Source organism: Haloterrigena salifodinae, from assembly GCF_003977755.1.
In the GTDB taxonomy this organism is placed as follows: Archaea; Halobacteriota; Halobacteria; order Halobacteriales; family Natrialbaceae; genus Haloterrigena; species Haloterrigena salifodinae.
This window is the reverse complement of sequence record NZ_RQWN01000007.1, coordinates 114498-135709: the sequence shown is the minus strand read 5'-3', so window position 1 is coordinate 135709 and position 21212 is coordinate 114498. Positions and strand designations below refer to the sequence as shown.

Sequence of the window (21212 nt, the reverse complement as noted above, 5' to 3'; positions counted from 1 at the left end):
TCTCGAGAACGGAGCGGATAGCTGCGGTGCCTCAGCCGAGGAGCACCAGGAGGATTACCGTCAGCACGACCGTCAGCAGGAGGACGGTGGTCCCGATGCTCGCCCGGAGGTGGATCGTCGACGGCCGACCGCCGTCGGTCGGCTGGCGGTCCTCGACGTCGACCCCGGGAACGCGGCGCGCGGCCGCGTCGACGGCCAGCACGGGGTTGGTACCGATCCAGTAGCAGCGCTTGACGAGGCCGACGGCCGCGGAGTCGACGATCCGGTAGAGTTCGGTCGTCGCGAGCATCGACCACCGGCCGATGTAGTAGCCCGCGGGGAAGACGACCCGGGCCGGATCGCCCAGGTCGAGCTTCGAGAGGGGCTTGCGGACGATGGCGAAGGTGACGAGCGCGACCGCCGTCAGGATCCCCGCCGTCTGCAGGTGGCTCGAGCTGTAGGGGTGGAGGTGACCCTCGCCGCCGTCCGGGTAGGCGAACGAGAACTCGCCGCCGTGGGCGTGGATCGTCGGCGCGAGGTCAGCCAGCCCCTGCCACCAGACGCCGAAGAGCAGGCAGGCGCCGCCCATCCCGAGCATGGCGATCGTCTGGCCGGGCTTGGCGTCGGGCACCGAAATGTCGCTCTCCCCGTGGAGGAAGACGTAGTAGCCGAGTTTGATGAACGATAAGAGCGTCCCGATCGCGCCGAGCCAGAGCAGCCAGTACAGGGCCTCGAACTCGTGAACCCCGTAGTAGTGGGGGTCGGCGGCGTCGAAGAGCATCCCCTTGCTGATGTAGCCGTTGAAGCCGGGGATCGCGGTGATCGAGAGCGCGCCGAGCGCGAATCCGATCGCCGTCAGGGGCATCTCGCGCCAGAGTCCGCCCAGCTTATAGAGGTCCTCCTCGCCGGTGCGGAAGATGACGACGCCGACGGCCATGAACAGCAAGCTCTTGAACAGGATGTTGTTGAACAGGTGGCTCATCGCCCCGGCGGTGGCGATCTCGCTCTCCACCATCCAGGCGCCCATCCCGATCCCGGCGACGATGTAGCCCAGTTGGGCCTGGATGTGGTAGGACAGCAGCGCCCGCATGTCGTGTTGTAGTAGGGCGAACGTCGCCCCATAGACGGACATCAGCCCGCCCATGTACGCGATGTAGATCCCGAGGTCGCTCTCGGCTCCGATGGGGAACGCCCGGTAGAGGACAAAGGCGCTCGTCTTCGTGGTGTAGACCGAGAGGAACACCGACGCCGCGAAGTGGGGTCGGGGGTAGGTGTCGGGCAGCCACGTGTGAAGCCCGATGAAGCCGACGTTGACGCCCATTCCGAGTACCGCGAGCATCGCCGGCAGCCCGGACGCGATCCCGGTGCCGTCGTAGACGAACGTCCCGGCCTCGACGTAGTGGGCAGCGACGGCCAGCAGCACGATCACGCCGCCGGTGCCGTGGAACAGCGCGTAGCGGAAGCCGGCACGGACGGCGTCGCCGCCGTAGTGCCAGACGACCAGCGTGCTCGTGATCGCCATTAGCTCCCACATGAATACGAGCACGAGCCAGTCGCCCGCGAACGCGGCCCCCACCGAGGAGGCGATGTAGGACAGCGCGATCGCGACCAGTTCGCGGCTGGCCTCGCTCGAGTAGGCATAGATGACCGAACAGATCCCGAGGAAGCCCAACCCGACGCCGATCATCTGCGAGAACGGGTCGACGTAGAAGGGAACGACGTCGAAGCCGAGGAAGGTACCCGTCAGGTACTGTCCCTCGGAAGCGTACACCGACACCGCCAAGACGGCCGCGAAGCTCAGCGCTCCCGCGGCGAAGCCGACGATTCGAGGCAGTACGAGCACGAGCAGCGCCGCCGCGAACACCAGCAGCGGCGGGTAGGCCATCGTCAGGAGATCGCTTTCGATCATTCGGACATCACCTCCAGGGCCTCCTCGAGGGACAGGCCCTGCAGTTGGTCGAAGGAGTCGACACCGAAGACGCCCTCCACGATGTGCGTGATCAAGTCGAGGAAGACGGCGTGGTCGGGGACGACGCCGAGGACGACCGCGCCAGTCGCGATGATCGCGATCGGCGCCAGCATGAGCCACGTGCTCTCGCCGATCGGCGAGTGACGCGGCCAGCCGCCCGCTGGCGGCCCGCCGGTGAGGTGGTCGTCGTGGTCGCCGTGGTGGTCGACGGCGCTGACGTGGTCTCCCACCGGAACGTCGGCGTCGCTCGGGTACCTGTCGACGGCGTAGTCGTAATCGTCGTCTTCGACGTCGACGTCAGTGGCGCCCGAGTTGTTCGTCTCCGCTGGGGCCGGATTCGATTCCGCGGCGTCCGATTCGGACTCAGATTCCGACCCGGAGCGATCGGCCGACGAGGAGCCGCCGTCCGCGGCGACGTGTTCCTTCTGTCCCTCGGCGCCGGCGCCGTAGGACTCGAAGATCCCGCCGCGCGGGAACTCGAGGACCGGTTTCGCGTCGTGTCGGTCCTCGCTCTCGAAGAAGGCCGTGTAGACGACCGGCCAGAAGTAGGCGATGTTGAGCACGCCCGAGAGGAGCAGCGTGCCGGCGAAGATCCAGTACTCGCCGCCCATGTAGCCGGAACCGATCAGCATGTAGAACTTACTGACGAAGCCGGCGATCGGCGGGAGGCCGGCCATCCCGGCCGCGCCGATCGTGAACGCGCCCATCGTCAGCGGCATCCGCTTGCCGATGCCGGCCATGTCACTGATGTAGTCGGTGTGCGTCTCGACGTGGATCGTCCCCGCACAGAAGAACAGGGTGAGCTTCGCGAACGCGTGGGCGGGGATGTGGAACAAGGCGCCGACCATCGCGTAGGGGTGTAACATCGAGAGCCCGAGCACGATGTACGACAGCTGTGCGGTCGTCGAGTACGCCAGCCGGCGCTTGAGGTGGTCCTTGCGCATCGCGATGATAGAGGCCGCGGTCAGCGTGAACGCGGCGACGATCGCGACGGGGATGTTGAGGCCCACCTCGCCGATGCCGGGAACGTCGAGGGGTAGGTCGTGAATCAGCCCCGGACCGTAGACGTCGAGGATGATCCGTGCGATGCCGAAGGCGCCGGACTTGACGACTGCAACCGCGTGGAGCAGCCCAGAGACCGGCGTCGGCGCGACCATCGCATCTGCGAGCCACGAGTGCAGCGGCATCAGCGCCGCCTTGACGCCGAAGCCGGCGATCAGCAGGAAGAACGCGGCCTGCGCGAAGCCGGGTTCGGCTTGCGCGGCCGTCGCGAGCGCCTCCATCCCGCCGGACTCGAAGGCCAGCGTCGGATCGCCGTTGACCGACGCGGTCAGCCAGTAGACCATCACGGTCCCGGCCAGCAGGAAGACCCCGCCGCCGAAGAACGTGTAGGTGAGGTACTTCCGACCGGCGATCCGGGCCTCGTTATCCTCGTTGTGTGCGACCAGCGGGTAGGTTACGAGCGACAGCAGCTCGTAGAAGACGAAGATTGTCACCAGGTTCGCCGCGAAGGCGATCCCGACCGCGGCCGAGAGGCTGGCTGCGAACGAGGCGAAGAAGCGGGTCTGGGCGTGCTCCTCGAGCCCGCGCATGTAGCCCGCCGCGTAGAAGGACGTGAAGATCCAGAGGAAACTCGCCAGCAAGGCGAAGAGGATCCCCAGCGGATCCGCCCGCAGCGCGAAGTCGACGCCCGGGAGAAACCGGATCCCCGTGCTCTCGTAGAGGCTCCACCGGTAGACGGTGCCGGACATGACCGCGGGGAGCATGCTGGCGACGATTCCGAACTTGCCGAGCGCGGCCAGTACGGACCAGCCCTCGCGGAGATTCGGACGGCGATGCGACACGACAATCAGGACGATCGCGACCACCGACACCAACACGGCGGCGAGCGGTCGTAGGTCTGCAACCATTAGTTGAACACCTCCGTGAGGAACGGCTCGAGGAAGTCGGCGAACGTGCCGCCCGCGAAGCCGAGCGCGACCGCGACGATCGCCGCGACGACGATCACTGCGACCATCCCGTTCGAGACCGGATCCGGCGATCGGCCGGAGCCGTCACGGCCGGGTCCGCCGGTGGGGTCGTACGAGACGCCCGCCGCGAGCGGGGTCTCGACCGCGCCATCGTCGGACGCAAGGTCCTCGCGGCCCTTGTCACCGTTCTCGTCGCCGCCGTCGGTCGCGACCGTATCCGGACCGTGGCCGCGGGCGGACGCGGCCCCGGCGGCCGGCGTGAAGTACATTTTCTCGAGCAGGCGAGCGGCGTAGGCTAAGGTGAGCATGGTGCTGAGGAAGATGACGGCCGCGACGGGCCACAGCTCGGCCTCGACGGCGCCGAGCGCGATGTACCACTTGCCGACGAAGCCGACGGCCGGCGGGACGCCGACCAGCGCGAACAGGAGGACGGCCATGGCGCCGGCGACGACCGGCCGTCGCTTGGCGAGGCCGGCGTACTCGTCGACGGTGCGGGCGCCGTAGCTCGTCGCGACGATCGCCGCCGACAGGAAGAGGCCGGCCTTGAGGATCCCGTGTCCGACCAGGTGGATCGCGGCGCCGGTAAACGCCGTCTCCGAACCGCCGGCGATGACGACGCCGTAGGCGGTGATCACCAGGCCGAACTGCGAGACCGACGAGTAGGCGAGCATCCGCTTGACCTCGCGCTGGATCACGGCCAGGACGGTCCCGGCGAGGACGCTCACGCAGCCGACGGTGAGGACGATCGAGGCCGCCCGCGGCATCGAGGCGAGATAGTCGACCTCGAAGACGGTGACGATCAACCGCCCGAACGCGTACGCGGAGGCCGTCGAGACCAGCGCCGCGATCAGCGGTGTCGCACCGTCGGGGGCCTGCTCGTAGGCGCTCGGCTGCCAACTGTGCAGCGGCCACTGGGCGACCTTGGTCGCGAAGCCGACCACGATGAACGCGAACCCGGTCTGAATCAGTGTCTGTCGTTCCGCGTTCGGGATCGCCTCGGCCAGTTCGACCATGTTGAGCGTCCCCGTCGCCATGAAGACGAAGGCGACGCCGATCAGGTACATCGACGCGGCGACGGTTCCCAGGATGAGATACTTCAGGGCGGCGACCGCCGATTCCGGACCGTCGCCGCTGGAGACGAGCGCGTATGTCGCGAGGCTCGAGATCTCGAGGAAGACGAACAGGTTGAAGACGTCGCCGGTCAGCGAGATGCCGAGCAGCCCGCCGACCAGCAGCAGATAGGCGGTGTAGAACGTGTTTCCGCGCGGGCCCCCGCGGCGCGTGTACGCGAGGACGCCGGTAGCGACCCCCGTCACGAGCAGGACGACCAGGATCGAGAACTGGTCGGCGACGAGTTGGATCCCGTACGTTCGGGGATAGCCGCCGAGGGTGTGAGTCACTCTGCCGCCGGCGTGGACGGCGCTCGCGAGGTAACCGGCGGCGGCGAACAGCCCGGCCGTCGTGATCGCGGCGACCGACCACCCGGTGCGGTCGAACCGCAGGCCGAGCGCGATCGGGAGCGTCGCCGCGAGGATCGGGGCGACGATCAGCAGCGGCGGGAGCAGGTCGACGAGACCGCTATTCATCAGCACGCACCTCCCGCAGGGTATCCTCGCGGAGCGTTCCGTACTCCGAGTAGATGCGGATGATCAGCGCCAGCCCGACCGCCGTCAGCGCGATACCGACGACGATGGCGGTCAGGACAATGACCTGGGGCAGCGGGCTCGCGACCATGACCTCCCCGGGTTCGCCGTGGTGGGGAACGATCGGCGCCGACGCGCCCTCGACGTCGATGTAGGCCATCGAGATGAAAAACAGGAAGATCGCCGTCTGGAAGAGGTTCACCCCGATCAGCTTCTTCACGAGGTTCTCGCTGGCGATCGTCATGTAGATCCCGATGCCCAGCAGGACGAACATCAGCACGTACGTATAGCGGCTCGCGAGGAGTTCAATCATCGTCGCTCACCCCGCTGTCGGACGGTTCACGGCGGTCCTCGAGACCGCCGGTCCCGCTCGGACGGTCGGGTTCGAACCCCGCCGCCATCGAGAAGAAGAGGGTGATGATGACCCCCGAGACGATCAGCGAGATGCCGGCGATCTCGACGGCCTCGAGTCCCCACTTGGGCTTGATGTGGAAGACCTCTTTGAGCATGGTAAACTCGAGGAAGTCCCCGCCGAGGGCGACCATTCCGAGGCCGATCGCGCCGAAGATGACGACGCCGCCAGTGACGAGGCCGACCAGCAGGGAGTTTCGCAACCACTGGCGCGTGGGTTCGATCCCGAAGGCGAACGCGAGCATGAGAACCGTGACGCCGACGACGGTTCCACCCTGGAAGCCGCCGCCGGGGGCATCGCCCCCGTGGAAGGTCATGAACAGCCCGTAGGTGAGCGTAAACGGTGCGATGATCTTGACGGCGGTCATGATCACCTGACTCTCGGTGTAGGTATCGTCGAAGGATTCGGGCATTTAGGCGAACACCTCGCGTTTCAGAACCACCAGCGTCGAGACGCCGGCGGCGAAGACGACGACCGCCTCGCCGAAGGTGTCGAACCCACGGTAGGCGGCGAGGACGGACGTGACCGCGTTCTCGACGCCGGTCTGTTCGTAGGTCTCCGTGATGTAGTGTTGGGTCACCTCGGGGTGCGACCAGATCGGCGTTTCCAGGCCCCCGAGAGGGTACATCTCGGGGAGCACGGCGGTACAGAGCACGAGTACGAACGCGCCGACGGCGACGACCCCCGGCACGTGGATGCGCTCCATGAGCCGGTCGGTCGTGGGCCGAGTCGTGCGCGCGATCGTCAGCAACAGTAGGAGCGTCGTCACGCCAGCGCCGATCGCAGCCTCGGTCATGGCGACGTCGGGAGCCAGCAGGAACGTATAGAGGATGGCCATCCCGAGGCTGTAGGCGCCGAAGACGATGATCACTGACAGCACGTCGCGGAACAGCGCCGTCGCGACGGCCGTCGCGAGGATGAAGACCGCGAGGGAGTAGGCGAACAGACTCATCGCGTCTCACCCTCCGTTTCGGCGGCGACCTCGGCGTCGTCCGCTTCCCCCTCCTCGGCGAGGACGGGTTCGACGTCCGACTCCGCCGCGGAGCGGGCGATGGCGTGGGCCGCCGTCGGGTTCGTGATAAACACGAAAAACAGCAGCAGGACGGTGTAAACCGCCGCGTGCTGCCAGCCGAACGCGAGCGCGACGCCGGCCAGCGCGAAGCCGGCGCCAAGCGTGTCCGTCTGGGAGGCGGTGTGGGCCCGGGCGTAGATGTCCGGGAGCCGGAGGACGCCGACCGTCGAGACGAGCGTGAAGAACACGCCCAGTCCGAGACAGAGGACGATCGCCCAGAACCGGACGGTCTCGAGGGTCGACTGGAGCGCGATCGGCTCGATCACAGCACACCACCCCGATCGACGGTGAACTTCGAGATGGCGATCGACATCAGGAAGTTCAACAGGGCGTAGATCAGCGCCACGTCGAGGAACCACGACTGGTCGAGCCCCGCTGCAAGCAGGGCGAGGATGACAACCGTGTTCGTCCCGAGGACGTTGACCGCCAGCAGCCGATCCTGCGTGGTCGGGCCGACGACCGCGCGGTAGAACAGCACGATCGCGAGGATGACGAACAGCGCCGCCGAAACGAGGAAGACGTCCTCGAGCGGAACGGGCGTCACAGTTCGTCACCCCCGACGATCTCGGCGTCGTCGCGTTCGTTCGGCGACGGGATCGCCGCCGACTCGCGCCCGTAGAAGACGAATCGGATCGCCTTCTCGAGGCCGCCGTCGAAGAGGTCCTCGCGCGCCGACGGGATCAGCGTGTGGACCAGCAGCTGCTGGTCGTTGGCCCGGACCGTCAGCGTCCCCGGCGTCAGCGTGATGCTGTTGGCCAGTGCGAGCAGCGGGAGACCGCTGCGGACCCGCGCGTTGACCCGGGTCAGCGTCGGCTCGATCGGCATCGACGGCCGGAGGATCACGGCCGAGACGGCGATGTTCGCCTTGACGATCTCCCAGAGCAGATACGGGATGTAGAAGACGAACCGGACGGCCCGCAGCGGCGACTGGAACCGGTCTAAGGGCACCGAGAAAGTGACGTGGGCCAGCGAGACCGAGACGATACCGGCGACCGCCGCGCCGGTGAGGAGATCGAACCAGTAGAACGGATCCCCGAGGACGAGATAGAAGCCGAAGGAGATCCAGAACGTCGCGAACAGGCGATCGAATCCGTCGCGGGACAGGACGAGGCGACCGTGGCGGGCCGCCCGCTCGACCGGCGCCTCATCGTAGGGCATATCGACGCGGTCGAGTTCCCGCTCTAAGGGCTGGAGCATCGACGCGGTGACGCCCGGACTGTACTCCGGATCGAGCACGAGTCGGTCGATCCCGTGCTCGTCGGCGTAGGTCCGGAAGATCTCGGCGTAGTCCCGGGGACCAAAGAGATACTCGTCGGTCCCGAGGACGGCCGTTTCGATCGTCACGTCGGCCCCGCCGGCATCCTCCTCAACCCAGTTTTCCGCCCGCTCGAGCAGCTCCTCGGCCTCGACGTTCAGTCGCTTTCCTTCGGGCAGGTCGACGTCGTATGGGAGCGCGATGACCAGGTGACACTCGAGCGAGTCGGCCGTCTCGAGTCCCGACTGGACCGCATAGCCGACCGTCTGCCGGACGGTCACCGTGTCCGACAGCGGTACGAGTACGCGTTCAGCCGCCACGGCACATCACTCCCGGTGACCGTCGATGGATATTCATGAGACTCGTCGTTAGTCGAGTCAAGCGTCACCTGTAGGAAAACGATTTCGTTATCTGCCAGACTGCCGGACGATTTGCTTGATTTTCACGGGGTGTTCACGACGAACGGCCGCGTTTTCGCTCGTGGTGATGGCGCCAGTCAAACGACGGAGAACCGTCCGACCGATACTTTTACAACCATATTTGTTCTATTGCAAATCGAATTTCATGACGGCAACGAACGAGACCGTTCACGGTCGGATCGAGACCGCACGCACCGAACTGACGCCGATGCAGGTCGCGACGGGGCTGCTGTTCGCGGCGGCGATCGCGTTCGCGTTGCTCTTCCTCCAGGAGCCCCTCGCCCACGACGCGATGCACAACTTCCGCCACGGAGCCGGCATCGTCTGTCACTGAGCGATGCTCGTCGACTATCTGCAACGCGGCGTCCTCGCGGGGGTCGTCGCGGGCCTCACCTACGGGCTGTACGTCGCGTTCGTCGCGAACCCCCTCACCGAGTACGTCCACGACGCCGGACACAGCCACGGTCACGGTGCCGGTGATCACAGCCACGCACAGGAGGGAACCGAACACGTCGTCTCCGAGACGACGACGGCCCTCGTCAGCGTCGGCAGCGGCGTCCTCTGGGCGATCCTGCTCGGCGGGCTCTTCGCCGTCGCGCTGTACCTCTTCGAACCGGCGCTTCCCGGCCACGACGGACTCGAGTCGTACGTCCTCGCGGGCGCCGGGTTCCTGACCGTCTCGGCGACGCCGTGGCTGGTCGTTCCGCCCGCGGCGCCGGGCGCCGACCACCTCTACGGCATCGACGCGAGAATCGGCATCTACGTCGGTCTTGTCGTTCTCGGTGCGGCGGTCTCAGCGGCGGCGATCCTCGCGTACGGGCGAGCGGCGCCGCGGCATCCGGCGCTCGGCGCGCTCGCCGCTGCGGTACCGGTCGTCGCGACGGCGGTCGTTCTCCCCGCGGTCACGCCGACGGTCGTCACCCAGCCCGATGTCGCCGGCGAACTCGTCACGGCGTACCAGGCGCTGGCCGCGCTGAGTCAGGCCGCGATCTGGGTGCTGATCGCGGGCGCGTTCAACCGGCTCCACCGACGGGCCGACCCCGCCGTCGACGCCGCGGACGCGGACTCACACGACCAGTTGATGGCGAGCCCCTGAGTACAAATGCAACGCCAAACTGACCGACAGCGCGACCGGCTCGCCGCACAGGTTTTCGTCTGTACGAACGACCGCGACGCCGACCACGCCTGCTGTGCAGACGCCGGCGGCGAGGAGACGCTCGAGGCGGTCAAATCGTGGCTGCGCGATCGAAACGCGTTCTGGAACCCGATCTCGGTGATCGAGACCGGCTGTCTGGGACTGTGCAGTGAGAACGGGACCGCCATTGCGATCCAACCGCGCGACGAGTGGTACTCGGCGGTCCGGCCGGCGGAGGTTCCCGACCTGCTCGAGAGCGAGTTCGGTCCCGACGCCGAACGGGTTGGAGCAGCGTATCGCCGACGGCAGGAGGCGAGCGACTCCGACGCTGCGTGACTCTCCGTCTCGAAATCGCGTCCGTTCTCGAGTGCGCCTCGAGCGTGCCACGGTCTCGCGAGACGACGGGTTTGCCGACGGTCGGGACTACGTACGTCCGACTGGTAGACGGGAGAGATGGCTGACTCACTGGACGATACCGACAGCGCACGGAGCGGCGACGAATCGGCCGAGAAGCGACTCGTTTCGGGCTGGCACGGTCGCTACTACGAGGATTTCGCAGTCGGCGATATCTGCAAGCATCCGTTCGGCCGGACCGTCACCGAGACGGACAACGTCTGGATGACCAACGTCACGATGAACCGCAACCCGATGCACTTCAACGAGGCCTACGCGTCGGCGTCAGCTGCCGCGATGTGAGCCCGCGTAGACACTAGACCCTCGGGTTCGGTTAGAGAAGGATGGCCGCGATTTCCTCGGAGCCACAGGACGAACAGCATGCGTCGTCCTTCGAGAGCGTGAGTCCGCAGCGGCGACATTCGTAGTGAACGGTCGTTCGCTCGCCGGTCTCGCGAAAGCCGCCAATGCGGTCGAATAGTTCGTCTAGTACGCTCATTCGTTACTGTCATCGAATCCTGATGGTCGGCTCGGCATATACATTGTGAAAGATGTATTTGTAATCGATCTATAACTAGACATATGGTCAGTTTGCTAGCCGAGGATCTCGTTTGATCGAACATTGAACCGGCACGTATTCGGGAAGCGGTGATCGGTTGCTTCGAGAACGGTGGACCCGCCCCAACTGAGGGACCGAGTCTCGAGGCGTGCGGTCACGGCCAACCTTCATTCGCGTTCGCGTCGACCGGGCGTCCATGACCGGCGCTGACAGCGCGCCCGACATCGTCCTCATCGACGGCGCGCGAACGCCCCACGGAACGCTACTCGGATCGCTCGCGGACGTCGAGGCGGTCGAACTCGGTCGGACGGCCGTCGACGGCCTCCTCGAGCGCGTCGACGTCGACAGCGCCGCTATCGACTGGGTCGGACTCGGAAACGCCATCCAGGCCGGCATCGGACAGGTTCCGGGACGGCAGGTCGTCGTCGAGTCAGAACTTCCCAACGAGACGCGGGCGACGACGATTAACGAAGCCTCGGGCTCCGGGATGAGCGCGATCGGGCTCGCGGCCGATCGGATCGCGGCCGGCCGCGCCGGCCTGGCGATCGCGGGCGGGTTCGAGTCGATGACGAACGCGCCGTGGATCCTCCCCGACTACCGGAAAGGGCGCCGCCACGGCGACGTCGAGATCAAGGACTCGATGCTCCTCGACTCGCTCTGGGACGTCAACCTGGACGTCCACATGGGCGAGATCACGGAGGGGCTGGTCGACCGCGAAGGGATCTCGAGAGAAGCCCAGGACGAGTACGCCCTCGAGAGCCACCGGTGGGCCGCCGACGCGATCGATTCGGGCGCGTTCGACGACGAGGTCGTGCCCGTCGAAACCAGCGGAGGCACGGTCGACACCGACGAGGGACCGCGACCCGACTCTACGCTCGAGGACCTGGCCCGGCTACCGACGTCGTTTCGTGAGGACGGCACCATCACGCCGGGCAACGCATCCAAACTCAGCGACGGCGCGGGGGCGGTGCTGCTGGCCGACGAGGAGACCGCCGACCAGCGGGGCCTCGAGCCGATGGCTCGGCTCGTCGACTACGCCACCGCCTACCGCGATCCCGACCGGTTCAACGAGGCCGTCGGCGACGTCGTCGAGCGACTCCTCGAGCGCAACGAACTCGCGGTCGACGATGTCGACGCCTACTGGATCAACGAGGCCTTCGCCGCGCAGGCGGCGTACGTCATGGACCGCATCGGGATTCCGCGCGAGCGGATGAACCCTCAGGGGGGCGCGGTCGCGTTCGGCCACCCGATCGGCGCCTCCGGCGGAATGCTCGCGACCAGCCTCGCCTACCAGCTCCGCGACGATCCCGACGTCGAACGCGGCTTCGTCGGGATGAGCATCGGTGGCGGCGGCGCGATCATGGGGCTGCTCGAGACGTACTGACCGGATCGATCTCCGCTTGAGGTCTCGAGTCACTACTGGATAGGTCCCATATCTGGAAAGAGAAATGCCGCGAGACAGACCGTATCCGACGAGGTTACTGCGGACATAGTGGTGTTACAGGATATTATGAGTCCTGAGAAATATCATCGGTTACGAGAGCATGAATCGATTCGTGGATGCCGACCTCGTCAACAACTTCATCTAAGGCAGAAAGGATGAGATCAACGTTCATAGAAAGCGTATATTCGCGATACGTCCCACCGCGTCGACCTTCATTCCGTTCGGTTACAGAGACGAGTCCGAGCATGGCCAGTTCAGAGAGATGATCGCGCATTCGTCGCGGCACGAGTGGATCCCGACCGGCTCGCTGAGCGAAATTCGTATAGCGAGGTCGGATATCCCGTGATCGAACCGGTGTTTCGTCCTGCAAATGTATCGTGAGCAAGGAGTACAGTACTAGATGCCCGTGTTGGGTCAGTCCTCTAATTCCCTCTTCAATTCGTCCCCGTTCGAGGTCGTGACGGCCGGTTTCGACGTGACTCTCCCGAATGGTCTCCGCCCCTTCTTCTCGAGCGAGATCGCCGGCTTTCATCAGAAGATCAATCGATTGGCGTGCATCACCGGCATCTTTCGCTCCGTAGGCAGCACAGAGACGAACAACTGCATTGTTGAGAACACCATCGCGAAATGCCACCTGTCCACGTCGTTCGAGAATCTTCTGAAGATCACCAGCATCGTAAGCAGGGAAATGTATCTCTTGCTCACAGAGCGAACTTTTGACTTTCGGCGAAAGATCGTCACGAAACGAGAAATCGTTCGAGATACCGATTATCCCAATGTTCGCTTCAGAGATGTTACTGTTTGCTCGAGCACGGGGGAGCTGATAGAGGATGGAATCGTCTTCGACGTGGTCGACTTCGTCGAGAACGATCAGATTAGTTCCGCCGATTTCGTCGAGTTCTTTCCACAGCATTTCGTAGACGGTAGCTCGCGGATAGCCTGTCGAGCTGATTTGTTCCCTCTCATCTCGAAATTCGTTGACTAAACGGGTCGCGACTTGGTATGATGACGTAAGCCCATCACAGTTGAGAAATGAGAGGTGAAGATCGAGATCGTCGTACTGGGACGCATCTTCCTCAAGGTGAGAGAGAAGATACCGGGTCGCTGCAGTCTTCCCGACACCCGTTTTCCCATACAAAAAGATATTATTTGGTTGTTCACCGTTGATCACTGGCTGAAGTGCTGCCCGATACTTCTGGATTTCCTCATCACGTCCCACGAGTTCATCTGGCTGATAATCCTCCCGCAAAGCATCGCGGTTCTTGTAGATATCAGTGTCCCGTTCAAACATTCCTCTTACCTAAAGTATATTTCCTACATAGAATTTATAAAACCATCGTGTCCGGAGTGTCCGCTGTTCTATCTGCTTATAAATTATAGACAGCACACCCACACCACCATGTCCGCAGAAACGTCGACGAAGAACGAGATAGGCCATTCCCCATCTAGTTGATAAGCGTTTGGGTCACCAGTATTAAATCTATGTCTCAGCCCCTTAGTGTACATTTTGTACGGCTTCATTCAAATATATAAATGGGTATTTAATTAGCTGAAGACGGTCGATCCGTGTTCTCTTAGATAAGAATCGTTGAAACGGCAGTGAGTCTCGCTTACAGTGCGAGAGGAATCAATGGCCCGTCAAGAAATCAAGAACAGCGGACACGGTGGTGTGGGTGTGCCGATTCATATACAACAACAGCGCTGCTGCCACTCCAGATAGAGTGATTTGAGAATTTCGTAACGTACCAGCCGACATGCTACTCATTTACTCCTACTTCTACGAACAGAGTAGTGAACGATTGATCCCACACCACCGTGTCCGCTGTTCTGCATTCGTTTTCGGGTCCAGAACTGCGGACATAGTGGTGTGACTGTCTCGATTACACCACCGTGTCCGCTGTTCTCTTTGAAGAAATCGACATCGTTCCACATCCAGAGTCGTGCTAATCGTGAACGAGTTCAAGTACGCGTCCACGTACAAATTCGAGCAATGGATCACCGATCGGCCGGTTGATGGCACCGATCACGGAGCGGAAAGACGGGATGAATATTGACTAATCGATACCCACCCAACGGTGTCTGGACTCGAGGTTCCCCTCGAGCGCAACGACCGCACGGGTGGTCTACGTAACGGTCGGTTCGAATCCTCGCGAGAAGACGAATCCACAAGGGGATGCGGTCGCGTTCGGCCACCCGATCGGCGCCTTGGGGTGATGAGAATCGGCGGCGGCGCGGTCGTGGGGCTGCTCGAGACGTACTGACCGAGTCACCAAGCCCGTGGTCGAAATCGAGGTGTCCGGCTCTCGTCTTCGAGACGTTTACCTACCGGCCGTCCCGACTGTCGGCAAATGACGCTGTACTCGCGGGTTCGCCCCCTCGCGTTCAAACTGCCGGCCGAGACTGCCCACGATCTCGGCAAGCGAACGCTCCGGGCGGCCCAGTCCACGTGGCCGACGCGGCGGGCCCTCGCCGCGGCCTACCAGTACGATCATCCCGCGCTCGAGGTCGACCTGTTCGACTCGACGTTTCCGAACCCGGTGGGGATCGCGGCCGGCTTCGACAAGAACGCCGAGGTGACCCACGCCCTCGAGGCGCTCGGCTTCGGGTTCGTCGAAATCGGCACCGTCACGCCCTACCCGCAGGACGGCAACGACCGACCCCGGCTGTTCCGCCTGCGGGAGGACGAGGGGATGGTCAACCGGATGGGATTCAACGGGCAGGGAATGGAGGCCGTCAAGGAGCGACTCGAGGAAGACGGCACGCCCGGTTTCCCACTGGGAGTCAACATCGGGAAGATGAACTCCTCGACCGAACGGGAGGCGATCGAGGACTACCGACGCGTCTTCGATCGACTCTCGCCCTTCGCCGACTACGTCGTCGTTAACGTCTCCTGTCCGAACACGCCCGACGAGTTCGACGAGGCCTCGCCCGAGCACCTGCGGGCGATCTTCGAAACCCTCGAGGCCGAAAACGACGAGAACGTGCCGATGCTGGTAAAGATCGGTCCTGACGAGCCCGAGGACGCGATTCTGGATCTCGTCGACATCGTTCAAGAGTTCGGTCTGGACGGGATCGTCGCAACTAACACCTCGACGACCCGCGAAGGACTCGAGTCGCCCGCCCGCGAGGAGTGGGGCGGCCTCAGCGGCGCCCCCATCGAAGACAGGTCCACCGACGTGATCCGAACGATCGCCGAGCACACGGACGGCGAACTGCCGATCGTCGGCGTCGGCGGCGTCGATTCGGCCGCGAGCGCCTACGAGAAGATTCGCGCGGGCGCGTCGCTCGTGCAACTCTATACGGGGTTTGTCTACCAGGGACCGTCGACAGCCGAGCGGATCAACCAGGGGCTGGTCGAACTGCTCGAGCGCGACGGCTTCTCGTCGATCGAAGCGGCGGTCGGCGCCGATCTCGAGTAGCGTCGCGGCGCGGACCGACAGCTACGGTTCTCGAGTCATAAGGGGCGACCCTCGGAATGCGGGCGTAGCGGGGAGCATCCGCTACGGCGGACAACGTGGATCCGCAGTAGCGGCAGGCGGCTCTCACCGAACGGGGACGGCGCCGACCGTTAGTCGGCGGGTTCGGCGTCGTCGATCGCGTCGTCGAGTCCGTGCAGTTCCGCCGGGCCGACGGCTTCGTCGGCGCGTTCCTCGCGGATCTCGCGGGAGGTCGAGTCCTCCTGTTGGGACTCGACGACGGGATCGGTGTCACCGTCGGTCACGGAGAGGTACACCGACCGAAGCTCCGCCGTCTTGTCTGCTTCGTCCGTCTCTCGGTCCTCGTCTGCCTCGGGTTCGGATTCGGTCATGGGTGGTGACCCTCATCGAATTCGATGGATCGGACGATGAATATAAACCCTCCGCCACTTTCACGAAATGAGAATCGTCGGTATCAACGACATCCGTTCCCGTCCGAACGAACGGAATAATCGGAAGCGGCCGGTACCGGCACTGTCCGATGTTGTCGGGGCCGTCGTCGCTACACGTCGTCGATATCGTTCGTCTCGTCGACCGCGACGCGAGTCCCGTAGCCGGAGTCGCCGACGACTTCGCCGCCCTCGTAGACGACCTCGCCGCGGACGACGGTCGTCACCGCCTTGCCGGTAAAGGACTCGCCGATGAAGGGCGTCACGCAGTTCTTGGAGTGAAGTTCGTCGGCGTCCTCGAGGGTCCACTCCCGATCGGGATCGACAATCGTGAAGTCGGCGTCGGTGCCGACCTGTAGCGAGCCCTTCTGGGGGTACATGCCCCAGACCTGTGCCGGACGGGTGGAGTGCCGTCGCACCCACTCCTCGAGGGAGAGTCGGCCCTGATCGACGAAGGTGAGCATGACCGGAACCTCGGTCTCGAGGCCGACGAAGCCCGAGATGGCGTCCCAGGTATTGCCGAACGGGTCGTCGACTTTCTTCTCCTCGGGGGTGTGAGGGGCGTGGTCGGTCGCGACGATGTCGATCGCGCCCTCGTCGATACCGACTTCCCAGAGCTTCTCGCGCTCGTCGGCGTCCCGAATGGGGGGCTGAATGCGGGCCGGATTCCCCTTCTCGCGCATGACTTCCTCGGTGAACCAGAGGTAGTGGGGCGTCGTCTCGGCGGTGACGTCGACGCCGCGTTCCTTGCCGCGGGCGACGGCCTCGGCGGCCGACCCCGAAGAGACGTGGAACATGTGGACCTTCGCGCCGGTCTCCTCGGCGAAGGTGATCATCCGCTCGACGGCCTCCCGCTCGGCGATCACAGGCCGGGAGTGGGAGTGATCGATGGGGTCGTTTCGCCCCTCGGCCTTGAACCGCTCCGTGTAGTGGTCGATGATCTCCCCGTTCTCCTCGTGGAAGCCCAGCCGTTTGCCGGTCTCGCGGATCGTCTCCATCGCCTCGAGGATCTCGCCGTCGTTCGGCGGCGGGACGTCGCCCACCGTCGATCCGAGGAAAATCTTGAACCCGAGCGGCCCGACCGCGTTGATTTCGGGGATCAAGTCAATGTTCTCGCTCGTGACGACCGCGTAGCTCTGGAAGTCGACGTGGGCCGACGCCTCGCCGCGCTCGAACTTCAACTCGAGGTTCTCGGGTCGGTCGATGACCGGGTCCGTGTTGGGCATCCCGACGACGGTCGTCACGCCGCCGGCGGCCGCGGCCCGCGTGGCCGACTCCCAGTCTTCCTTGTACTCGAGGCCAGGCTCGCGGTTGTGGATGTGGCCGTCGACGATCCCCGGCACCAGCGCGTTCCTTTCGCCGTCGACGACGCGGTCCGCCTCGGGAAGGCGGTCGCTGTGGGCGACGGCGACGATCTCACCGTCCTCGACGGCGACGCCCGAGTCGGGCGAGCGGCCCGCCGGCGTGACGACGGTACAGTTGCGTACGACGAGATCAACGGTCATTGCCGAGTGGTTGCTGAGGGGCGCGCATATAGCTTCCCCAAACGACTCGCATCTCTAATTCGACGAGTGACGCCGAACGAACGGAGTCGATAGCAGAGAAGGTGTTCAATTGATATTTACGGATAACTATAATATATTCAAATATGGAAGCAGAGACGATATTCCGGGCGGCAACACTGTGGTTCATCGTGGTGATCTATTTCAATATGGAGTCTGGGATGGCGAAACCGCCGTTTGCTGATCTCGTCGATCTCGTCGGCCTCCTGCTCTTTGTTCTCCTCCCAATCTACGTTCTGATCGAGGCCGGCACAACGCTCGTCAAGAAATACCCCGTCGAAGCCGACCAGGGAGAGAATCCCCGGTAGAAACGGAGCGCCCGTACTCGAGTCGGTTGTCCGTCGACCGCCGCTACAGGCTGACGGTATCCGCGGCGTTCGCCCACCCACCGTCCGCGAACTGTCTCACCGTCCGCTCCGCTCGAGCAGGACGATGAATCCCGGTGTAAGCAGCGCCTTACCGAGGTGCGCGCCCGCGCGTGCGACGGTACGAATCGGATACTAAACAGCGGGTGGCTGGTGGGACGACCCAATGGATACAGCAGCGATTCGCGACAAAACGGTGCTCGTCACCGGCGGTGCGGGCTTTATCGGGAGCCACCTCGTCGGGGCATTGGCGCCGCACAACGAGGTCCGGGTCCTCGATAACTTCTCGTCGGGCGACCGGAGCTATCTCCCCGACGGCGTGACGATCGTCGAGGGCGACGTCGGCGATCCGATCGCCCTCCAGCGGGCGGCCCGCGGCGTCGACGTCATCTTCCACCACGCCGCGCTCGTCAGCGTCTCCCGTAGCGTCGACGCTCCGCGGCGGAGCAACGAGACGAATCTCGACGCGAGCCTGCTGGTCTTGGAACAGGCTCGCCAGGAGGACGCCCGGGTCGTCGTCGCCTCGAGCGCCGCGGTGTACGGCCACCCCGATGAGCTTCCCATCTCGGAAACCGCGTCGACCGATCCGGCCTCGCCCTACGGCATCCAGAAGCTCGCCGTCGACCAGTACGCTCGCCGCTACGCGGAGCTGTACGATCTCGAGACGGTCGCGCTGCGGTACTTCAACGCCTACGGGCCGCGCCAGCAGGGCCCCTACAGCGGCGTCATCTCGACGTTTCTCGAGCAGGCGCGCGCGGGAGAACCCGTTACGATCGAGGGCGACGGCGAACAGACCCGGGACTTCGTCCACGTCAGCGATATCATCCGGGCGAACCTCCGGGCGGCGACGACCGATGCGGTCGGCGAGGCCTACAACATCGGCACGGGAAGCCGGACGTCGATCAAGGAACTGGCGGAGACGATCACGGATGCGACCGACTCCGACTCGCCGATCGTCCACCGCGATTCCCGTCCCGGCGACATCAGACACAGCGGCGCGGACGTCTCCAAAGCGAAGCGGACGCTCGGGTTCGAACCGCGCGTGAGCCTCAAAAGTGGGATTCAATCGCTCGTTGACGGGACGCGGCTGACGCCGTCGGACGCCGACGTCGAATCGAGCCAAGAAGAACGAACCATCAGCTGAAGCTAGTGTGCAGGGTAGCAAACGACCGGAACTGCTCCCAGCGGAAGAGTTTGATATCGACTACCAATGTTGGACGCTCTTCTCGGGAGACGCTCGAAAACCGAGTTAGTAGCGGATGGAACGGCGTTTCCGTGAGTGTAGGTGAAAGATAACTAACGGAATACGCCGCCTCACGAACGGGTATGATCGAGAGTCTCACCGGTGTCGCCACGGTGCCCGGTCAGAGCGGCGCAACGCCCGTACAGAGTCTCATCGTCTTCGCCGTCAGCCTGCTGATCGGCGCGGTCGGCATCTACGTCGGCGCGAAGGTGATCGTCGACTCCGAGGACTACACGTACGCGCTCGTCACGGCGTTGATCGGGGCGGTCGTCTGGGGCGTCGTCGGGTTCTTCCTCGGCTGGATTCCGCTGCTCGGTCCGCTGCTGGTCTTCGTGGCCTACCTCGCGGTGATCAACTCCCGGTATCCGGGCGGCTGGATCGACGCCGCCGCGATTACGATCGTCGCCTGGCTGTCGGTCCTGGTCGTGCTCTACGTCCTCGCGCTTATCGGCGTCACCGGATTCGAGGCCGCTGGCGTGCCGGGCGTCTAGAGCAGACGAGAGCCGCCCGCGCCAGCGTCGCGGCTGGCCGCTCATTCTCGGTCTCTTCTCGCGCGGGACCGTTTACAGTCCGAAACCGTACCACCACAGGAGCGGTGACTGATCCTGAACTGTCCCGCGCACCCTCGGTCCTGAGCCGTGACGTGCACCACCTCAAGCGCGATCGAATCACACCGTAACACTACTCGCAGCACGGTATCGCTCGTTGACGCAGCGGCACCCGTAGCCGCGTGCAGCTCCGGTCGTTGTCGCGACTCGCTCAAGTGGTGTCAGGTGACTGGACTGACCCGAACGAAGCGGACGATCCGTCTCGCTAATGCCCCGGTTCCGGTCTACTCGAGTGAATGAAACGGCTCACGCGAGATCGGTTCAGAGGGAGCCCGAGACGCCGATCAATCGGCGCTCGGCTGATTTCGGTTCTCGAGACACTCATCGAATTGATCGCTTACCGTCTGAATCGGAACGAATCCCGGCTAGTCGTTTCAAACGTCCGACCCAGTTTATTCGAACCCTCGGTCTACGGCTCTCCGAAGCACCGTTGCGCCTCCCACCATCGGCAAAATAGCTGACAAGTTCGGCAGTCGAAATCCGATCGGCTGCAACGGCCGTCTACGGGGGAATCGCGCGAACCGACGGGGCGCTGGAGCGGCGTGCACCGGGCGCGTAGGGATCGCTAACCGCAGCGGGAACCTCGACGATCCACCGAGCGACCAACCCCATCACCGATCGTGAAATACTGTACAGGAACGATAAATGATCGATAAAAAACATTTTGGGGAGCGGTATCGACGGTACAGGGAAACGAGAGCGTGAGCGAATCAAGGCCCATCCAATTCACATGAGCATTCACTTCCGAGCTAGTCTCGCGATGATCGCCGACTCCGGTCCGAGTAGCATCGGCAACGAACCAATCGTATCGACACTTTCCTCCGAGTCACTGGGTGACGTGAGCCCGTTGACTCGGCCACTCCAGCTCGAGTGGAGCCCGCACGTCGCGGCGCTTGCGGGAATCGTTGCGCTCGCACTTCTGGGGGGCGTCCTCGTCGCCCGCAACCGGTTCGATCAACAGAACGCCTTCGTGGCCGATCCGGAACCGCGCCGCGAGGAGTTTCTCACCGATCGCGAGCACGTCCAGCAGCTCATCCGCGAGAACGGCGGGCGGATGAAACAGTCGAAGATCGTCAACGACGTCGACTGGTCGAAAGCGAAGGTCAGCCGACTGCTCGCCGAACTCGAGGAGGAGGGCCACATCACGAAACTCCGGCTCGGCCGCGAGAACCTGGTCTGTTTGCCGGGTCACGAGCCGACGGCCTCCCAGTCGCCCGAGACGCCGAAAAACGAATGAGGACCGCGAAGCTATCAACAACCGTTGTTTTCCGGAACCGGTCCGAAACCGGACTTCGGTTCTCGTAGCCGTAGTTTCCTGT

At 64.1% G+C, this 21212-nt stretch carries 22 protein-coding genes and 1 pseudogene; 10 read left to right on the top strand and 13 right to left on the bottom strand.

Going from position 1 to position 21212, the window contains the following annotated elements; all coding sequences use genetic code 11:
- Nucleotides 1-31: 31 nt before the first annotated feature.
- Genes EH209_RS22810 through EH209_RS22770 form a run of 9 tightly spaced genes read right to left on the bottom strand, consistent with a single transcriptional unit; the run spans nucleotide 32 to nucleotide 8620 of the window.
- Nucleotides 32-1888, bottom strand: a complete 1857-nt coding sequence (locus EH209_RS22810; RefSeq protein WP_126665096.1) for a Na(+)/H(+) antiporter subunit D — start codon at nucleotides 1886-1888, stop codon at nucleotides 32-34.
- Nucleotides 1885-3858 (bottom strand): proton-conducting transporter transmembrane domain-containing protein, encoded by a 1974-nt coding sequence (locus EH209_RS22805; protein WP_126665095.1) that lies wholly within the window; start codon nucleotides 3856-3858, stop codon nucleotides 1885-1887. The genes EH209_RS22810 and EH209_RS22805 overlap by 4 nt, the downstream gene beginning before the upstream one ends.
- Nucleotides 3858-5504 (bottom strand): monovalent cation/H+ antiporter subunit D family protein, encoded by a 1647-nt coding sequence (locus EH209_RS22800; protein WP_126665094.1) that lies wholly within the window; start codon nucleotides 5502-5504, stop codon nucleotides 3858-3860. Before EH209_RS22800 ends, EH209_RS22805 begins: the two co-directional genes overlap by 1 nt.
- Nucleotides 5497-5874, bottom strand: a complete 378-nt coding sequence (locus EH209_RS22795; RefSeq protein ID WP_126665093.1) for a cation:proton antiporter subunit C — start codon at nucleotides 5872-5874, stop codon at nucleotides 5497-5499. The genes EH209_RS22800 and EH209_RS22795 overlap by 8 nt, the downstream gene beginning before the upstream one ends.
- Entirely contained in the window at nucleotides 5867-6385 is a 519-nt protein-coding gene (locus EH209_RS22790; protein WP_126665092.1) for an MnhB domain-containing protein, read from the bottom strand. The genes EH209_RS22795 and EH209_RS22790 overlap by 8 nt, the downstream gene beginning before the upstream one ends.
- The gene (locus EH209_RS22785; protein WP_126665091.1) at nucleotides 6386-6925 is read right to left on the bottom strand and encodes a DUF4040 domain-containing protein; all 540 of its coding nucleotides are present in this window, start codon (nucleotides 6923-6925) and stop codon (nucleotides 6386-6388) included.
- Complete coding sequence (mnhG, locus tag EH209_RS22780; RefSeq protein WP_008895506.1) at nucleotides 6922-7311, bottom strand: monovalent cation/H(+) antiporter subunit G; 390 nt, start codon at nucleotides 7309-7311, stop codon at nucleotides 6922-6924. The genes EH209_RS22785 and mnhG overlap by 4 nt, the downstream gene beginning before the upstream one ends.
- Nucleotides 7308-7589, bottom strand: coding sequence for a cation:proton antiporter (locus EH209_RS22775; protein WP_126665090.1), 282 nt, complete (start codon nucleotides 7587-7589; stop codon nucleotides 7308-7310). Before EH209_RS22775 ends, mnhG begins: the two co-directional genes overlap by 4 nt.
- Nucleotides 7586-8620: a monovalent cation/H+ antiporter subunit E gene (locus EH209_RS22770; protein ID WP_126665089.1), complete on the bottom strand. Its 1035-nt coding sequence runs from the start codon at nucleotides 8618-8620 to the stop codon at nucleotides 7586-7588. Before EH209_RS22770 ends, EH209_RS22775 begins: the two co-directional genes overlap by 4 nt.
- Nucleotides 8621-8864: 244 nt before the next feature.
- Here EH209_RS22770 and EH209_RS22765 point away from each other — a divergent pair, with 244 nt between their 5' ends.
- From EH209_RS22765 to EH209_RS22750, 4 genes and pseudogenes are all read left to right on the top strand, one after another.
- Nucleotides 8865-9053, top strand: coding sequence for a CbtB domain-containing protein (locus tag EH209_RS22765; protein ID WP_008895503.1), 189 nt, complete (start codon nucleotides 8865-8867; stop codon nucleotides 9051-9053).
- A gap of 3 nt (nucleotides 9054-9056) precedes the next feature.
- On the top strand, nucleotides 9057-9815 hold the full coding sequence (locus EH209_RS22760; RefSeq protein ID WP_126665088.1) for a CbtA family protein: 759 nt from the start codon (nucleotides 9057-9059) through the stop codon (nucleotides 9813-9815).
- Between the two features lie 6 nt (nucleotides 9816-9821).
- Entirely contained in the window at nucleotides 9822-10190 is a 369-nt protein-coding gene (locus EH209_RS22755) for a (2Fe-2S) ferredoxin domain-containing protein (protein ID WP_126665087.1), read from the top strand.
- A 117-nt stretch (nucleotides 10191-10307) separates the two neighbouring features.
- Nucleotides 10308-10529, top strand: a pseudogene (locus EH209_RS22750) (MaoC family dehydratase); the annotation flags it as partial.
- A gap of 52 nt (nucleotides 10530-10581) precedes the next feature.
- On the opposite strand, the gene EH209_RS24310 reads toward EH209_RS22750, so the two are convergent.
- Nucleotides 10582-10746 (bottom strand): hypothetical protein, encoded by a 165-nt coding sequence (locus EH209_RS24310; protein WP_164722112.1) that lies wholly within the window; start codon nucleotides 10744-10746, stop codon nucleotides 10582-10584.
- Between the two features lie 256 nt (nucleotides 10747-11002).
- On the opposite strand from EH209_RS24310, the gene EH209_RS22745 reads away from it, so the two are divergent.
- Nucleotides 11003-12190, top strand: a complete 1188-nt coding sequence (locus tag EH209_RS22745) for a thiolase family protein (protein ID WP_126665086.1) — start codon at nucleotides 11003-11005, stop codon at nucleotides 12188-12190.
- A gap of 124 nt (nucleotides 12191-12314) precedes the next feature.
- On the opposite strand, the gene EH209_RS22740 is transcribed toward EH209_RS22745, so the two are convergent.
- The gene (locus EH209_RS22740; RefSeq protein WP_126665085.1) at nucleotides 12315-13541 is read right to left on the bottom strand and encodes an orc1/cdc6 family replication initiation protein; all 1227 of its coding nucleotides are present in this window, start codon (nucleotides 13539-13541) and stop codon (nucleotides 12315-12317) included.
- 1057 nt (nucleotides 13542-14598) lie between these two features.
- Here EH209_RS22740 and EH209_RS22730 point away from each other — a divergent pair.
- The gene (locus tag EH209_RS22730) at nucleotides 14599-15669 is read left to right on the top strand and encodes a quinone-dependent dihydroorotate dehydrogenase (protein WP_126665084.1); all 1071 of its coding nucleotides are present in this window, start codon (nucleotides 14599-14601) and stop codon (nucleotides 15667-15669) included.
- 149 nt (nucleotides 15670-15818) lie between these two features.
- Here EH209_RS22730 and EH209_RS22725 read toward each other — a convergent pair whose 3' ends face one another.
- On the bottom strand, nucleotides 15819-16058 hold the full coding sequence (locus tag EH209_RS22725) for a hypothetical protein (protein ID WP_126665083.1): 240 nt from the start codon (nucleotides 16056-16058) through the stop codon (nucleotides 15819-15821).
- A 170-nt stretch (nucleotides 16059-16228) separates the two neighbouring features.
- On the bottom strand, nucleotides 16229-17620 hold the full coding sequence (locus EH209_RS22720) for a dihydroorotase (protein ID WP_126665082.1): 1392 nt from the start codon (nucleotides 17618-17620) through the stop codon (nucleotides 16229-16231).
- A 143-nt stretch (nucleotides 17621-17763) separates the two neighbouring features.
- Here EH209_RS22720 and EH209_RS22715 point away from each other — a divergent pair, with 143 nt between their 5' ends.
- The 4 genes from EH209_RS22715 to EH209_RS22700 all read left to right on the top strand — a co-directional run bounded on the left by EH209_RS22715 (nucleotide 17764) and on the right by EH209_RS22700 (nucleotide 21130).
- On the top strand, nucleotides 17764-17985 hold the full coding sequence (locus EH209_RS22715) for a hypothetical protein (protein ID WP_126665081.1): 222 nt from the start codon (nucleotides 17764-17766) through the stop codon (nucleotides 17983-17985).
- A 223-nt stretch (nucleotides 17986-18208) separates the two neighbouring features.
- On the top strand, nucleotides 18209-19186 hold the full coding sequence (locus EH209_RS22710; RefSeq protein ID WP_126665080.1) for an NAD-dependent epimerase/dehydratase family protein: 978 nt from the start codon (nucleotides 18209-18211) through the stop codon (nucleotides 19184-19186).
- A gap of 182 nt (nucleotides 19187-19368) precedes the next feature.
- Complete coding sequence (locus tag EH209_RS22705) at nucleotides 19369-19776, top strand: hypothetical protein (protein ID WP_126665079.1); 408 nt, start codon at nucleotides 19369-19371, stop codon at nucleotides 19774-19776.
- Nucleotides 19777-20623: 847 nt separating this feature from the next.
- Nucleotides 20624-21130 (top strand): helix-turn-helix transcriptional regulator, encoded by a 507-nt coding sequence (locus tag EH209_RS22700; protein WP_126665078.1) that lies wholly within the window; start codon nucleotides 20624-20626, stop codon nucleotides 21128-21130.
- Nucleotides 21131-21212 lie beyond the last annotated feature (82 nt).

Excerpts from the sequence above, each read along its gene's own strand:
- EH209_RS22715 (WP_126665081.1), top strand. The coding sequence starts at position 17,764 with ATGGAAGCAGAGACGATATTCCGGGCGGCAACACTGTGGTTCATCGTG.
- EH209_RS22710 (WP_126665080.1), top strand. The coding sequence starts at position 18,209 with ATGGATACAGCAGCGATTCGCGACAAAACGGTGCTCGTCACCGGCGGT.
- EH209_RS22760 (WP_126665088.1), top strand. The coding sequence starts at position 9,057 with ATGCTCGTCGACTATCTGCAACGCGGCGTCCTCGCGGGGGTCGTCGCG.
- EH209_RS22790 (WP_126665092.1), bottom strand. The coding sequence starts at position 6,385 with ATGCCCGAATCCTTCGACGATACCTACACCGAGAGTCAGGTGATCATG.
- EH209_RS22705 (WP_126665079.1), top strand. The coding sequence starts at position 19,369 with ATGATCGAGAGTCTCACCGGTGTCGCCACGGTGCCCGGTCAGAGCGGC.
- EH209_RS22755 (WP_126665087.1), top strand. The coding sequence starts at position 9,822 with ATGCAACGCCAAACTGACCGACAGCGCGACCGGCTCGCCGCACAGGTT.
- EH209_RS22725 (WP_126665083.1), bottom strand. The coding sequence starts at position 16,058 with ATGACCGAATCCGAACCCGAGGCAGACGAGGACCGAGAGACGGACGAA.
- EH209_RS22805 (WP_126665095.1), bottom strand. The coding sequence starts at position 3,858 with ATGGTTGCAGACCTACGACCGCTCGCCGCCGTGTTGGTGTCGGTGGTC.
- EH209_RS24310 (WP_164722112.1), bottom strand. The coding sequence starts at position 10,746 with ATGAGCGTACTAGACGAACTATTCGACCGCATTGGCGGCTTTCGCGAG.
- EH209_RS22700 (WP_126665078.1), top strand. The coding sequence starts at position 20,624 with ATGAGCATTCACTTCCGAGCTAGTCTCGCGATGATCGCCGACTCCGGT.
- EH209_RS22740 (WP_126665085.1), bottom strand. The coding sequence starts at position 13,541 with ATGTTTGAACGGGACACTGATATCTACAAGAACCGCGATGCTTTGCGG.
- EH209_RS22795 (WP_126665093.1), bottom strand. The coding sequence starts at position 5,874 with ATGATTGAACTCCTCGCGAGCCGCTATACGTACGTGCTGATGTTCGTC.
- EH209_RS22745 (WP_126665086.1), top strand. The coding sequence starts at position 11,003 with ATGACCGGCGCTGACAGCGCGCCCGACATCGTCCTCATCGACGGCGCG.
- EH209_RS22810 (WP_126665096.1), bottom strand. The coding sequence starts at position 1,888 with ATGATCGAAAGCGATCTCCTGACGATGGCCTACCCGCCGCTGCTGGTG.
- EH209_RS22785 (WP_126665091.1), bottom strand. The coding sequence starts at position 6,925 with ATGAGTCTGTTCGCCTACTCCCTCGCGGTCTTCATCCTCGCGACGGCC.
- EH209_RS22730 (WP_126665084.1), top strand. The coding sequence starts at position 14,599 with ATGACGCTGTACTCGCGGGTTCGCCCCCTCGCGTTCAAACTGCCGGCC.
- EH209_RS22765 (WP_008895503.1), top strand. The coding sequence starts at position 8,865 with ATGACGGCAACGAACGAGACCGTTCACGGTCGGATCGAGACCGCACGC.
- EH209_RS22720 (WP_126665082.1), bottom strand. The coding sequence starts at position 17,620 with ATGACCGTTGATCTCGTCGTACGCAACTGTACCGTCGTCACGCCGGCG.
- EH209_RS22800 (WP_126665094.1), bottom strand. The coding sequence starts at position 5,504 with ATGAATAGCGGTCTCGTCGACCTGCTCCCGCCGCTGCTGATCGTCGCC.